Source organism: Sandarakinorhabdus sp. (assembly GCF_031422795.1).
GTDB lineage: Bacteria > Pseudomonadota > Alphaproteobacteria > Sphingomonadales > Sphingomonadaceae > Sandarakinorhabdus.
In genome coordinates, this window is sequence record NZ_JANPML010000297.1 from 1 (window position 1) to 12,050 (window position 12,050).

General features: G+C 65.1%; 17 protein-coding genes and 1 pseudogene. 12 read left to right on the forward strand and 6 right to left on the reverse strand.

Going from position 1 to position 12,050, the window contains the following annotated elements; genetic code table 11:
* A pseudogene (locus RMO81_RS10630) lies at window positions 1-147 on the forward strand (ketol-acid reductoisomerase); the annotation flags it as partial.
* Between the two features lie 71 nt (window positions 148-218).
* On the opposite strand, the gene RMO81_RS10635 reads toward RMO81_RS10630, so the two are convergent.
* Together RMO81_RS10635 and RMO81_RS10640 are read right to left on the reverse strand one after the other, a co-directional pair.
* On the reverse strand, window positions 219-926 hold the full coding sequence (locus tag RMO81_RS10635; RefSeq protein ID WP_310475831.1) for a PEPxxWA-CTERM sorting domain-containing protein: 708 nt from the start codon (window positions 924-926) through the stop codon (window positions 219-221).
* A gap of 131 nt (window positions 927-1,057) precedes the next feature.
* Window positions 1,058-1,519 (reverse strand): DUF2721 domain-containing protein, encoded by a 462-nt coding sequence (locus tag RMO81_RS10640; protein WP_310475832.1) that lies wholly within the window; start codon window positions 1,517-1,519, stop codon window positions 1,058-1,060.
* A gap of 222 nt (window positions 1,520-1,741) precedes the next feature.
* On the opposite strand from RMO81_RS10640, the gene RMO81_RS10645 reads away from it, so the two are divergent.
* Genes RMO81_RS10645 through RMO81_RS10655 form a run of 3 tightly spaced genes read left to right on the forward strand, consistent with a single transcriptional unit; the run spans window position 1,742 to window position 4,029 of the window.
* The gene (locus RMO81_RS10645) at window positions 1,742-3,280 is read left to right on the forward strand and encodes a 2-isopropylmalate synthase (protein WP_310475834.1); all 1,539 of its coding nucleotides are present in this window, start codon (window positions 1,742-1,744) and stop codon (window positions 3,278-3,280) included.
* 4 nt (window positions 3,281-3,284) lie between these two features.
* Window positions 3,285-3,656, forward strand: a complete 372-nt coding sequence (locus tag RMO81_RS10650; protein WP_310475835.1) for a hypothetical protein — start codon at window positions 3,285-3,287, stop codon at window positions 3,654-3,656.
* Entirely contained in the window at window positions 3,646-4,029 is a 384-nt protein-coding gene (locus RMO81_RS10655; RefSeq protein WP_310475836.1) for a hypothetical protein, read from the forward strand. Before RMO81_RS10650 ends, RMO81_RS10655 begins: the two co-directional genes overlap by 11 nt.
* Before the next feature lie 9 nt (window positions 4,030-4,038).
* Here RMO81_RS10655 and RMO81_RS10660 read toward each other — a convergent pair whose 3' ends face one another.
* The 3 genes from RMO81_RS10660 to RMO81_RS10670 form a co-directional block, all read right to left on the reverse strand.
* Window positions 4,039-4,689, reverse strand: coding sequence for a superoxide dismutase (locus RMO81_RS10660; protein WP_310475837.1), 651 nt, complete (start codon window positions 4,687-4,689; stop codon window positions 4,039-4,041).
* A gap of 72 nt (window positions 4,690-4,761) precedes the next feature.
* Complete coding sequence (locus RMO81_RS10665) at window positions 4,762-5,268, reverse strand: gluconokinase, GntK/IdnK-type (RefSeq protein WP_310475839.1); 507 nt, start codon at window positions 5,266-5,268, stop codon at window positions 4,762-4,764.
* The gene (locus RMO81_RS10670) at window positions 5,265-6,185 is read right to left on the reverse strand and encodes a hypothetical protein (RefSeq protein ID WP_310475840.1); all 921 of its coding nucleotides are present in this window, start codon (window positions 6,183-6,185) and stop codon (window positions 5,265-5,267) included. The genes RMO81_RS10665 and RMO81_RS10670 overlap by 4 nt, the downstream gene beginning before the upstream one ends.
* A 155-nt stretch (window positions 6,186-6,340) precedes the next feature.
* Here RMO81_RS10670 and rpsF point away from each other — a divergent pair, with 155 nt between their 5' ends.
* From rpsF to RMO81_RS10710, 8 genes are all read left to right on the forward strand, one after another.
* Window positions 6,341-6,790 (forward strand): 30S ribosomal protein S6, encoded by a 450-nt coding sequence (gene rpsF / locus RMO81_RS10675; protein WP_310475841.1) that lies wholly within the window; start codon window positions 6,341-6,343, stop codon window positions 6,788-6,790.
* A 12-nt stretch (window positions 6,791-6,802) separates the two neighbouring features.
* Window positions 6,803-7,027 carry a 30S ribosomal protein S18 gene (rpsR, locus tag RMO81_RS10680; protein ID WP_017666871.1) on the forward strand — a complete coding sequence of 75 codons (225 nt, stop codon included), beginning with the start codon at window positions 6,803-6,805 and terminating at the stop codon, window positions 7,025-7,027.
* A gap of 13 nt (window positions 7,028-7,040) precedes the next feature.
* On the forward strand, window positions 7,041-7,622 hold the full coding sequence (gene rplI, locus RMO81_RS10685; protein ID WP_310475842.1) for a 50S ribosomal protein L9: 582 nt from the start codon (window positions 7,041-7,043) through the stop codon (window positions 7,620-7,622).
* Window positions 7,623-7,715: 93 nt separating this feature from the next.
* Window positions 7,716-7,985 carry a DUF3297 family protein gene (locus tag RMO81_RS10690; protein ID WP_310475843.1) on the forward strand — a complete coding sequence of 90 codons (270 nt, stop codon included), beginning with the start codon at window positions 7,716-7,718 and terminating at the stop codon, window positions 7,983-7,985.
* A gap of 40 nt (window positions 7,986-8,025) precedes the next feature.
* Complete coding sequence (locus tag RMO81_RS10695; RefSeq protein ID WP_310475844.1) at window positions 8,026-9,348, forward strand: replication-associated recombination protein A; 1,323 nt, start codon at window positions 8,026-8,028, stop codon at window positions 9,346-9,348.
* The gene (locus tag RMO81_RS10700; RefSeq protein ID WP_310475845.1) at window positions 9,345-10,160 is read left to right on the forward strand and encodes a hypothetical protein; all 816 of its coding nucleotides are present in this window, start codon (window positions 9,345-9,347) and stop codon (window positions 10,158-10,160) included. Before RMO81_RS10695 ends, RMO81_RS10700 begins: the two co-directional genes overlap by 4 nt.
* Before the next feature lie 40 nt (window positions 10,161-10,200).
* Window positions 10,201-10,578: a fluoride efflux transporter CrcB gene (crcB, locus tag RMO81_RS10705; RefSeq protein ID WP_310475848.1), complete on the forward strand. Its 378-nt coding sequence runs from the start codon at window positions 10,201-10,203 to the stop codon at window positions 10,576-10,578.
* Window positions 10,578-11,666: an RluA family pseudouridine synthase gene (locus RMO81_RS10710; protein ID WP_310475846.1), complete on the forward strand. Its 1,089-nt coding sequence runs from the start codon at window positions 10,578-10,580 to the stop codon at window positions 11,664-11,666. The genes crcB and RMO81_RS10710 overlap by 1 nt, the downstream gene beginning before the upstream one ends.
* 51 nt (window positions 11,667-11,717) lie before the next feature.
* On the opposite strand, the gene RMO81_RS10715 is transcribed toward RMO81_RS10710, so the two are convergent.
* Window positions 11,718-12,050 (reverse strand): hypothetical protein (locus RMO81_RS10715; protein ID WP_310475847.1); only part of this gene is annotated, 333 nt, incomplete at its 5' end.

Consider the following 12,050-nt stretch of genomic DNA (forward strand, 5'->3'; position numbering starts at 1 on the left):
ATCCTCGACAACCGCGCCGGCCAGCCGGAGCTGAAGGCCAGCCGCATTGCGGCCAAGGCTCACCCGATCGAGGAAGTCGGTTCGCGGTTGCGGGCGATGATGCCGTGGATCGCGAAGAACCAGCTGGTGGACAAGGCCCGCAACTAAGCGCCAGAATCGGCAACAAAAAAGGGCCTGCCGGTGCACACCGACAGGCCCTTTTCATGGGAGCGTGTTGTTCAGGCGGCGACCACCGCGCGACGGCGGCGGGCAGCAGCGCCAACCAGGCCGAAGCCGGCGATGAGCATCGCCCAGCTGGCCGGTTCCGGCACAGCGCCGCCAACGAAGACATTGTCCACGCCTTGGGTGAAGAACAGTTGGTTATCGGCCTGGGCGAAGCGGATCGCGTAGGAGCCAGCAGCCAGACTGACATTGAAGCTGTAGCTGGTCCACGGATTGGGATTGGTGCCGCCATCGGCCCCGCTGTAAAAGCTCTGGATCTGGCCGGCGGTGTCGAAGGCCCCGGTGGACGCAGCGATCAGATCGACGAGCGCAAATTGCACTGGCGGACCGGCGAACGGATCAAGGCCGTTGCCGGAAAACACTGCTCCGCCGTAATTGTTGGCGAAGTGATCAAACTTGATCGTCACCGTCTGTGCGCTGGCCAGCGTGAAAGCCTGGCGCAGTTCATACGCGCCCGGGCCGTTTTGGCCGGTGAGATAGACGAAATTGCCGCCGTTGGCGTTCACGGTGGTGGATAAGCCCGAAAACGGGGCGTTGGCACCATTGGCGTAGACGCCGGACGTGCCGCTGGAGTTTCCAGCAATCGTCTGTGTCCAGCCTGCCACACTTCCACTTTCGAAGTCGCCGTTGGTCAGCAGATTGGCAGCCATGGCGGGCATGGCGCACGCGCCGATGATCCCGGTGATAACAAGTTTGCGCAACATCTTGCCCTCCTTGATCGATTGGGTGCCCCACATCCCTACGAGTCGGACCACGCCAATCTCACCGAGATGGTGCCACAAATGAAAAATGCCGAAAGTTAAATATTTATTAGGCTCTTATTCATTCAGCCTACTCAGGCCCGCTCTGCCAGCAGAAACGCCGCTCTGACCCGCACGCTGCGCAGCGCCAGCTGCACCTCCCACAGGAACAGCGTCAGGCCGCCGGTAAGCAGCAGCGTGGCCGCGATGAACATCCACGCCACCACCACATCGAGCCTGCCGCCGAGCAATTGCGCGAGGAACAACAGCGCCACCACCAGGCACACCAGCAGCGCCGCCATGGTACACAGCGCGATCGCCCAGTTGGCGGCAGTCATGCGATTGGCCAACACGGCCAGATCGCTGACGGCGATGCGGCGATTGTCGGTGGTCAGGTCGGTCATGTTGGCTTCGAGGTGACGTGACCGATCGACCACCCGCGACAAGCGGTGGACCATGACGTTGAGCAGCCCGGCGATGGCGGTCAGCAGGAACACCGGTGCCAGCGCGCTCTGGATGGCCGATCCGATGTCGGCAGCGGAAAAGATCTGATCCATGCCGCTACCAAGCCGTGATATGGCGGCAAGAGCAAGGCGGCATCTTGCGCGGCCGCCCTCCTTCACGCTAAGAAGCAATTATGGCGTTCCAATCGGCCCTGCTGCTTCTGCGACTTACACGCCCTCGGGCGTGACGCTGGCTGCTGGGCATGTTCCCTCGGCCACGCGCCTTGAGGGGATGAACCTGACACTCACCACCACAGCGTTCAGACAGGCAGAGCCATGACCAACCATATCCGTATTTTCGACACCACCTTGCGCGACGGGGAGCAATCCCCCGGCTGTTCGATGAATCTCGAGGAAAAACTGAAGGTCGCAGCCCAACTGGAAGCGCTGGGCGTTGACATTATCGAAGCCGGTTTCGCCATCGCCTCCGAAGGTGATTTCGAAGCCGTGCAGGCCGTCGCCAACATGTGCGACACCGCCATTGTCGCCAGCCTGGCCCGTGCCAGCGCCGCCGACATTGAACGCGCATGGGCCGCACTGAAAGGCGCCAAACAGCCGCGCATCCACACCTTTATCGCGACGTCACCGCTGCACATGCGGGTGAAATTGAACAAGTCGCCGGAAGATGTGCTGGAAGCGATCCGCCATTCCGTCAGCCTCGCCCGCAATCTGTGCGGCGATGTCGAATGGTCCGCCGAAGATGCCACCCGGTCTGATCCGGACTATCTGTGCCGGGCGGTCGAAACCGCGATTCTGTCGGGCGCGTCTACCATCAACCTGCCCGATACCGTGGGCTATGCGACGCCGGAAACCTATGGCGCCATGTTCAGGGATGTCATCACCCGCGTGCCCAATGCCGATCAGGCGATCTTCTCCACCCATTGCCACAATGATCTGGGTCTGGCGGTGGCCAACACGCTCTCCGCCATCATGGCCGGGGCGCGGCAGGTGGAAGCCACGATCAACGGCATCGGCGAACGCGCCGGCAATGCCGCCATCGAGGAAATCGCCATGGCGCTGAAGGTGCGCCACGATGTGATGCCTTATCAAACCCGCATCGTCAGCACCGAAATCACCCGCGCCAGCCGGCTGGTGAGCGGTGTGACCGGCATGGCGGTGCAGGCCAACAAGGCCATCGTGGGCGCCAACGCCTTTGCGCACGAAAGCGGCATCCACCAGGATGGGATGCTGAAGGACTCGTCCACCTACGAGATCATGACGCCCGACAGTGTGGGCCAGGGTGCGACCAATCTCGTGCTCGGCAAGCATTCGGGCCGCGCCGCCTTCCGGTCGAAGCTCGCGGAAATGGGCTATGACCTGTCCGACAATGAATTCGGCGATGCCTTCAAGCGCTTCAAGGATCTGGCCGACGCCAAGAAGCAGGTATTTGACGAGGATATTATCGCGCTGGTGGACGATGAAGTGCTGCGCGGCCACGACCGCATCCAGGTGACCGAGGTCGAGGTTTATTGCGGCAGCAACGGCCCACAGCGGGCCATCCTCACCCTCTCCATCGACGGCGAGGAGATGACTGCAGCAACCCGCGGCAATGGCCCGGTCGATGCGCTGTTCAACGCCATCCGCAAGCTGGTGCCGCACGATGATGCCGTCCTGAACCTGTATCAGGTCCACGCCGTCACCGCCGGCACCGACGCGCAGGCCGAAGTGAGCGTGGTGCTGGCCGAAAACGGCCGCACCGTGCGCGGCACTGGCGCCCACACCGATACGCTGGTCGCGTCGGCGCGGGCCTATGTGAACGCGCTCAACAAACTGATCGTGAAGCGCGGCAAGTCGGCGCTCAGCGCGGCGGGGTGACGGAGTGTCCGAGCAAGCCAGCACTGCTGCTTATTTGCTCAAAGACGAGGTGTTGCGATGTCTATCGCGCGCTTCACGTCCATTGGGCATGCGCGAGATCAAGGACTGGATCGGCAGGCATGTAAAATTGTCGCCGGACGACCTGCGCCTGATCTCGTACCCGAGCGGTAAGGAGATGCGGGCCTTCGAGGTCACGGTGTCTAACCTAATCTCAAACAGCCGGCGCTCCAACCTTACAGCCAAAGGGTTGGTTGCCAGCCTTGGCCATGATCAGTTTCAGATCACCCCAGCGGGCAGGAAGGTTTTGGACCAGGCTGACGCTGCTCGCGAACTGCTGCTTAAAATAATCGGAGACGTTGACCTTAGTGAAGATTAGCCGCCTCGTCATCGTCTACAACGCCAACGCCGGCCTGTTGGCGGGCGCGATGGACAGCATCCACAAGCTGTTCGCGCCCGCCACCTACCCCTGCAAATTGTGCGCGCTCACCTACGGGTTGGTGAGCATGCGAGGCGAATGGCGGCGGTTTCTGAGCGGGCTGGGCATGGAAACGGTCTTCCACCACCACCCGGATTTTCGCGCCGCCTTTCCGCAGGCCGCCGACTGGCCGCTGCCGCTGATCGCGGTAGAAGCGGGCGGCCAGCTGACCCAGTTGGTGAGCGCTGCCGATCTCAATGCCATCCCCGATCTGCCCGGCCTGATCGCGGTCGTGCAGACGCGGCTCGCGCAAACCACTGACGCAATCCCCTGACTTTGGCGCTCAGGCCGCGGTTAGTGCCACGGCGGCCGGGTGCTTCCATTTTTGCCCTTGGCCTTGGGCGGCGGCATATTGCCGGCTGGCAAATTCCCAATTTGGCAGCGCATCGAACCAGGCTTCCAGAAAGCCTTTCCGGTCTTCTTGATGATCGAGATAATAGGCATGTTCCCATACATCGCAGACGATGAGCGGGGTGGAGGCCGTTTCACCCTGCCAATCCTGGGCATCATGGCTCACCGTGATGGCGAGGCCGCCGCCGGCATCGGACACCAGCCACACCCAGCCTGATCCGAACTGCGCCACGCCGGCGGCGACAAACTCGGTCTTCAGCGCTGCCATGCCGCCCATCTGCGCCGTGATCGCTGCGGCCAGATCGCCGGCTGGCGGCGCGGGCGCGGCGGTCATGGCATCCCAGAAAAAGGCGTGGTTGCGGGTTTGCGCGGCATTGTTGAACAGCACCCGGTTGCGGGATTTGCTGGCGGCGGCAATCACGCCCTCCAGCGTGTCCGGCACGATTTCCACCGCGTCGAGCAAGGCGTTCAGCGCCTTCACATAGCCGCCGTGGTGTTTTTCGTGATGATGGTGCAGCGTGCGCGCCGAAATCACCGGCTCCAGCGCATCATGGGCATAAGGCAGCGGGGCAAGAACAAACATGGGAATCTCCGGCCCCGGAACGGAGCATCGCGCTATGTACGCCCGGTCAGCTGCCGGCAGCAGCGCCGGAAATCACCCAGCGCCGCCCTGCCGCAGAAACGCCTGCACGGCGGCCACCTGTTGCGCCGTTGGCCACTGCGCCTCAACGCTGAACGCCGGCTCATCGGCGGCGGGCTCCTCCAATATGGCGAACTGGCTGGCTGTCAGGCTGGCCGGCCAGAAATGATCGGGCCGGGCGGCGGCGCGGGCGGTGGCCAGTTCCGGCGTGATACGGATCAGGATGTAGGTGACGTGCGCGTGGCCGGCGTAGAGCGTGTCGCGATAGGCGCGCTTCAAGGCCGAGGCGCTGATGATCCCGCCGGCATCGCCCCATTCCGCCAGTTGCGCCGCACACGCCGCCAGCCATGGTGCGCGGTCTGCGTCGGTGAGCGGCTGGCCGGCGGCCATCTTCGCCTTGTTGGCCGGTGCGTGCAGATCATCGCCGTCGCGAAAATTGAGGCCCAGCGCCTGGGCCAGCGCCGCGGCCAGCGTGGTCTTGCCGCAACCGGCGACGCCGCCAACGACGAGTAGGGGCCTCACGGCTGATCCGACGCGGCGTCGGGCACCAGTTCGCGGGTCATCGCGCTCAACAATTGCTGGCGCTGGCGCTGGGCCGATCGGTTCATCTGGATGCGATACAGGCCCTTGATGAACGCCCGGTCCCAACTGGTCAGGCCGGTGGCGGTTGATCCGGGTTGAAACAGGGTCAGCACGCTGGGCACGCCGGGATCGCGCACCGGCAGCCGCATCGGCGCGATCATCACCAGCGCGATATAATCGGCCAGCGCATCGAGCGACACGCCAGTGGCCAGACCGACATCGACCACGGCCACCCCGGCCCGTGCCCACACCGACAAATTGGTATCGACAAGGCTGCTGTTCCAGCTGCTGGTGCCGATCGCATCGGGGCCGGCGGGCAGCACATTGCCCAGCTGCGTGGCGTTGGACGTGGCACTGGCCAGCGCCCCGGAATCAGGCGCGCCCGCGCCGCCGCCTGACCCGGCCGGGCCGAGCACGTGCCACCAGCGCACCGGCAGCGTGGCGCTGTCCAGCGCGGCGAACAGCCGGGGATCGAAGGCCGGCAGCGCCGAACGTTTGCGGGATTTCACCTTGGCAACCAGCCCGCGCGCATCATCGGTGAAGGCGACGGTGAGATTGGGTTTGCAGCCCGGCTTGGCCGCTGCCAGGCCCGCATCGGTGGCCGCCGCCGCAATGCGTGCGGCGACGCGGGCGGCCAACGCGGGATCGGGAATGCCCAGCACGCTGATGCACGGCGGCCCTTTCCAGCGGGCAAACTGGCCAAAATCCGGAAACGGCGGCAGCCCGGCCTTGGCATAGGTGCCGGCACTGCTGCGCACCTGATCAGCGCGCAGCCGAGTGTTTTCCACCGTGATCGATTCGTCAGGCGGGGCTGCGGCCAGCAGCAAGACAGCAAGAGCAAGTGGGGGCATGGTCATGCTTGTCTCACAGGGGGGAATCGCTTGCAATCGGGTGCGGCATCGGCCATAGCCCCCGCTTCGCCGAGCGGAGCTTTGCTGCGCGCGGGGAAAGACGCCAGCCGGAGGGGCGTGGGCATTGGGCCCCGTCAACGATCGGCACGAGGAGACAAGAAATGCCGTTTTACGAGCATGTCTTCCTGGCGCGTCAGGACCTGACCACTGCGCAGGTTGAGACGCTGACGGAAGGCTTCACCAAGGTTCTGGCCGATGGCAAGGGCCAGGTTGCAGGCAGCGAATATTGGGGCCTGCGCACGCTGGCCTATCGCATCGCCAAGAACCGCAAGGCCCATTATGTCATGCTCAACATCGACGCTCCGGCTTCTGCCGTGGCCGAAATGGAGCGCCAGGTTGGCCTCAACGAAGATATCATCCGTTCCATGACCATCCGCGTTGACGCGCTGGCGGCCGAGCCGTCGGCGATGACCCGCCGTGGCGGTGATCGTGAAGGTGGCCGCGAAGGCGGTCGTGAAGGCCGTGGTGACCGTGAAGGTCGCGGTGATCGTGACGGCGGTGCCCCCCGGGGTGATCGCGGCGAACGCCCGCGCCGCGAACCGCGCGCTTAAGGGAGGGATCAGATGGGACGTCCGTTTTTCCGCCGCCGCAAGTCGTGCCCCTTCGCGGGTCCGAATGCCCCCGCCATCGATTACAAGGACGTGCGCCTGTTGCAGGGCTTCGTCTCTGAGCGTGGCAAGATCGTTCCGGCGCGTATCACCGCCGTGTCCGCCAAGAAGCAGCGCGAACTGGCCAAGGCCATCAAGCGCGCCCGCCACCTGGGCTTGCTGCCCTATCTGGTGAAGTGAGGAGCTTGGGCTAATGCATGTCATCCTGCTTGAACGCGTGGAAAAGCTCGGCACCATTGGCGATGTCGTCAATGTGAAGCCGGGTTTCGCCCGCAACTTCCTCCTGCCGCGCGGCAAAGCTCTGCGCGCCACGGAAGCCAACAAGGCCCGGTTTGAAACCGACCGCGCCCGCATCGAAGCCGACAACGCCAAGCGCCGCGACATCGCGCGCGCCGAATCGCGTGACATCGAAGGCGCCAGCGTCGTGATGATCCGCGCCGCGTCGGGCACCGGCCAGCTTTACGGTTCGGTCGCCGCGCGCGATCTGGCCGAAGCGCTGACCCGTGGTGGCCACAAGGCCATCAAGGGCCAGATCGTGCTGGACAAGCCTATCAAGACCCTGGGCGTGCACGACGTGAAGGTCGCGCTGCACCCGGAAGTCGTGGTGCTGGTCAAGGTCAACATCGCTCGCTCGCCGGAAGAAGCCGAACTGCAGGCGCAGGGCGTCGACATTGCGGCCACCAATGAGCGTGAGGAAGCCGGCTTCACCGAAGCCTTTGATCCGAACGCCGAGCCGGGCATGCTGCCGACCGACGAAGAGCCGGTCGAAGGCTGATCCAGCCGCACGGAAAATATGGGGGCCGCTGGCACTGGTGCTGGCGGCCCCTTTTTCTTGCTCGCGCCGTCCCGCCCGCCTATGGAGCGCACCATGACTGATACGCCCGAAACGCCCGAAACCCTGCCCACCGACAGCCCGCCGGATCGGCTGAGCGTGAACCCGCGTAGTGAGTTTCACGATTGGGATCTGCTGCGGCGCGGCATCGGCATCCGCTACAACGGTGTCGAGCGCACCAATGTGGAGGAATATTGCATTTCCGAAGGCTGGATCCGCGTGGCGGCCGGCAAGAGCCTCGATCGCAAGGGCAATCCGCTCACCATCAAGCTGAACGGCACCATCGAGGCCTGGTTCAAGAGCTGAACCCCTTGCGCAACCGGCCATAGCAGCGCGACAAGCAGCCATGGCCGATCTGTTCATCAGTCCCGATTCCACCCCGCCCGCCGGCGCACCGCTGGCAGAGCAACTGCGGCCGACGACGCTGATTGACGTGGTCGGGCAGGATCATCTTACCGGCGCTGATGGCGCCATCACCCGCATGGTGGCAGCGGGCAGCCTTTCCAGCCTGATTTTCTGGGGCCCGCCCGGCACCGGCAAGACCACGATCGCCCGCCTGCTCGCGGCGGCGTGCGGGATGCGCTTTGTGGCGATATCCGCCGTGTTTGCCGGCGTGGCTGATTTGAAAAAGCTGTTTGCCGAAGCGCGTGAGGCGGCGCGGGCTGGCCAGCGCACGCTGCTGTTTGTTGATGAAATCCACCGTTTCAACCGCGCCCAGCAGGATGGTTTCTTGGGCCCGATGGAGGATGGCACCATCACGTTGGTCGGCGCGACCACCGAGAACCCCAGTTTCGAACTGAACGCCGCGATTCTGTCCCGCGCTCGCGTGCTGATCGTGCGGCGGCTGGACGAAGCCGCGCTGGCCGATCTGCTGGCCCGCGCTGAAACGCATGCAGGCAAGGCGCTGCCGGTAACGGAGGAGGCCCGCGCCGCGCTGATAGCGTCGGCCGATGGCGATGGCCGCTTCCTGCTCGGCCAGGCCGAAAGCCTGTTCGCGCTTGGCGACGTGCCGCCGATGACGCCGGCCGATCTGGCGGCGTTCTTGCACCGCCGCATGCCGGTTTATGACAAGGATCGGGAGGGCCACTACGGGCTGATTTCGGCGCTGCACAAAAGCCTGCGCGGTTCTGATCCGGATGCCGCGCTCTATTGGTTGGCGCGGATGCTGGTGGCGGGTGAGGAGCCGCTTTATCTGCTGCGCCGGCTGGTGCGTTTTGCCAGCGAGGATATTGGCCTGGCCGACAGCAATGCGCTGCGGGTCTGCCTGGATGCCAAGGATGCCTATGATTTTCTGGGCAGCCCGGAAGGCGAACTCGCCATCGTCCACGCTTGCCTCTATCTCGCCACCGCGCCCAAATCGAACGCGGCTTACGTGGCGGAGAAAGCCGCGAAGAAACTGGCGGCCAGCACCGGCTCGCTCACCCCGCCGGCCCACATCCTCAACGCACCGACGCGGCTGATGAAGGAACTGGGTTATGGCCAGGGCTATGCCTATGACCATGATTCGCCCGACGGTTTTTCCGGGCAGGATTACTGGCCCGACGGCATGGCGGCACAGACGCTCTACACCCCGTCGCCGCGTGGTACCGAGGCACGCATTGCCGAGCGACTGGCCGAATGGGCCAGACGACGCGAAGAAGTGCGGCGAGCGGCGCAACGCGAATCATGAGATTCACGCGCTTTGTCGGTATCGACTGGTCGGGCGCGAAGGGGGTTCGCCACCCTTCGGTGCAGGTGGCGCTGTGCGAGGCCGGCGATGCGGCGCCCGAACTGGTGTTGCCGCCGTCGGGCGTGTGGTCACGCGCTGGCGTGCTGGACTGGCTGGGCGGCCTGTCGGGCGATTTGCTGGTGGGGATGGATGCGGGCTTCGGCTTTGCGGCAGTGCCGCCGTTCGGCCAGTCGGCGCGCGTGCTGTGGGCCGAAGTGGAGCAGGTGTGCCGGGCCGAGGCTGATCTGGGCGCGCATGGCTTTATCGCGCATCGCCGCGACGCCTTCTGGCTGGGCAAGGCCGACGGCCCGCGCCAGCTGCGCGCGCATTTGCGGGTGACAGAGCGCGTCTACAAGGCCAGCGGGCTGGGCGTGCCGACCTCCAACTTTGTGCTGCTGGGCGCGTCACAAGTCGGCAAGGCAACGCTCACCGCGATGCGGCTGCTGCACCAGTTGCAATGGCCGGTGTGGCCGTTTGATCCGCTGCCCGCGTCTGGCCCGGTCATCCTCGAAATCTATGCCCAGGCCTTTGCCCGGCTCGGTGGCTTTCGCGGCAAGTTGCGTGATGTGGAAAGCCTCAACACCGCGCTGGCCCGCCATGGCAGCCGGCCCTTGCCGGCGGCGTTTCCGGCCACCTTCCCCGATCATGTTGGTGACGCCATCATCACCGCCGCCGGCCTGCGCGCCATCGCGCAGCAGTCGCACTGGTGGCAGCCGGCAGAACTTACGCCCGCCATCGCGGCCACCGAAGGTTGGACCTTCGGGGTGGCCTAAATCTGACATGAAGGTTAAGGGGGTGGCGATGAACCCAACCATGCCCCATCTGCTGCTGGTCGCCCTTGGCGGCGGGCTTGGCACGGCGCTGCGCTACGGCGTTGGCCGTTGGGCCATGGTGCTGATGGGGCCGGGCTTCCCGTTCGGGACATTTGCGGTCAACATCGTCGGCGGCTTCCTGATGGGGTTGCTCGCCGGTTGGCTGGCGCGGATGAGCACAGGGGCCGAAGAATTGCGCCTGCTCTTGGGCGTCGGCGTGCTCGGCGGCTTCACCACCTTCTCGGCGTTCAGCCTGGAAATTTACAACATGATCACCCGCGCCGAAATTGCGCTGGCGGCGGCCTATGCGGTGTCCAGCGTGGCCGGCAGTGTGCTGGCGGTGCTGGCCGGCGTGTGGCTGATGCGAGGAATGGCCTGATGCCGACTGCAACCATCGAAGAGGATGACGACGGCATCCGCCTGGACCGCTGGTTCCAGCGCCACACCAAGGGCATCAGCTTCAACATCGTCTCGCGCTGGTCGAAATCGGGCGTGGTGCGGTTGAACGGTGCCAAGGCCGGCCCCGGTGACCGGGTGGTTGCCGGACAGACGCTGACCTGGCCGGAGGAACTGCCGGTGCCAGTCGTCACCCGCCCAACCGAAAAACCGCGTGAACCGCTGAGCGAAGCGCAGATCGAATATATGCGCGCCATGGTGCTGCACATGGATGCGCACGCCATCGTGATCAACAAGCCGCCGGGGCTGGCGACGCAGGGCGGCACCAAGCAGCCGACCAGCGTCGATGCCATGCTGGATGCGTTGCAATATGATGCGCCGTCGCGGCCGCGGCTGGTGCACCGGCTGGACAAGGATACATCAGGCGTGCTGCTGCTGGCCCGCACCGCCAAGGCAGCGGCGTTCTTCAGCAAGGAATTCGCGGGCCGCGAGGCGCAGAAATCATATTGGGCGCTGACGATCGCGGTGCCCAAGATTCCAGCCGGCACCATCGACGTGGCCATCGGCAAGCAGCCGGGCACCGGCGGCGAGAAGATGCAGGTCGATACCGAAACCGGTTTGAAGGCCAAAACCCGTTATCGCGTCATCGAACGTGCCGCCGGCCGCGCGGGCTGGGTGGAATTTTTGCCGCTGACCGGCCGTACCCACCAGATCCGCGTCCACGCTGCCGCCATTGGCCACAGCCTGGTGGGCGACGGCAAATATGGCGGCAAGGAATCCTATCTCACCGGCGGGATCAGCCGGAAATTGCACCTGCACAGCCGCCGGCTGATCATCGCGTTGCCCGATGGCGGCACGCTGGACGTAAAGGCCGATATGCCGCCGCACATGGTCGAAAGCTGGCAGATGCTGGGCTTTGATCTGAAGCTGGGCGACATTGAGATTGTGGAACCGCCGCCGCCGCCGTTGAAGAAGCGCCGGCTTTCCAGCGCCACCAGCGGCAACCGCCGCGGCGAGCGCCGGTCACGCGGCGCGATAGAGGAACCCAAGCGGCCACCGCGCAAGAAATGAAAAGGGCCGGGCATGGCGCCCGGCCCTTCTCGCATCAGCGGGAGCTGGCGTTCAGCCGCGACGGCCGGCGCGGCCGGCGTGCCGCGTCAGCAGACGCTGCGGGCCAGTGCTGGTGACGGTGCGCGTGTTCTGGCCATTCACCCGGGCGGCAACCACGTTGCGGCTGGCAACGGTGCCGCCATCTGCATTGGTGATGGCGCGATCACGGGCGAAGCCGTTTTCGGTGCGCGCCCGGCTGCCGTTCAGATTGTAGGTCGAACCATTCGGGCGGGTGACGCTGCCGGTTTCGGTGTAGCCGCTGTCGGTGCGGGTGCGATCGTAATAGCGGGTGGCGGTGCGGCCGTCGAACCCGGTGCGGGCGGCGTCGCTGGTGAAGCCGTTTTC

What these genes read in the sequence shown, in the direction of transcription:
- RMO81_RS10635 (WP_310475831.1), bottom strand. Translation starts at nt 926, where the DNA reads ATGTTGCGCAAACTTGTTATCACCGGGATCATCGGCGCGTGCGCCATG.
- RMO81_RS10640 (WP_310475832.1), bottom strand. Translation starts at nt 1,519, where the DNA reads ATGGATCAGATCTTTTCCGCTGCCGACATCGGATCGGCCATCCAGAGC.
- RMO81_RS10645 (WP_310475834.1), top strand. Translation starts at nt 1,742, where the DNA reads ATGACCAACCATATCCGTATTTTCGACACCACCTTGCGCGACGGGGAG.
- RMO81_RS10660 (WP_310475837.1), bottom strand. Translation starts at nt 4,689, where the DNA reads ATGTTTGTTCTTGCCCCGCTGCCTTATGCCCATGATGCGCTGGAGCCG.
- RMO81_RS10670 (WP_310475840.1), bottom strand. Translation starts at nt 6,185, where the DNA reads ATGACCATGCCCCCACTTGCTCTTGCTGTCTTGCTGCTGGCCGCAGCC.
- rpsF (WP_310475841.1), top strand. Translation starts at nt 6,341, where the DNA reads ATGCCGTTTTACGAGCATGTCTTCCTGGCGCGTCAGGACCTGACCACT.
- rpsR (WP_017666871.1), top strand. Translation starts at nt 6,803, where the DNA reads ATGGGACGTCCGTTTTTCCGCCGCCGCAAGTCGTGCCCCTTCGCGGGT.
- rplI (WP_310475842.1), top strand. Translation starts at nt 7,041, where the DNA reads ATGCATGTCATCCTGCTTGAACGCGTGGAAAAGCTCGGCACCATTGGC.
- RMO81_RS10690 (WP_310475843.1), top strand. Translation starts at nt 7,716, where the DNA reads ATGACTGATACGCCCGAAACGCCCGAAACCCTGCCCACCGACAGCCCG.
- RMO81_RS10695 (WP_310475844.1), top strand. Translation starts at nt 8,026, where the DNA reads ATGGCCGATCTGTTCATCAGTCCCGATTCCACCCCGCCCGCCGGCGCA.
- RMO81_RS10700 (WP_310475845.1), top strand. Translation starts at nt 9,345, where the DNA reads ATGAGATTCACGCGCTTTGTCGGTATCGACTGGTCGGGCGCGAAGGGG.
- crcB (WP_310475848.1), top strand. Translation starts at nt 10,201, where the DNA reads ATGCCCCATCTGCTGCTGGTCGCCCTTGGCGGCGGGCTTGGCACGGCG.
- RMO81_RS10710 (WP_310475846.1), top strand. Translation starts at nt 10,578, where the DNA reads ATGCCGACTGCAACCATCGAAGAGGATGACGACGGCATCCGCCTGGAC.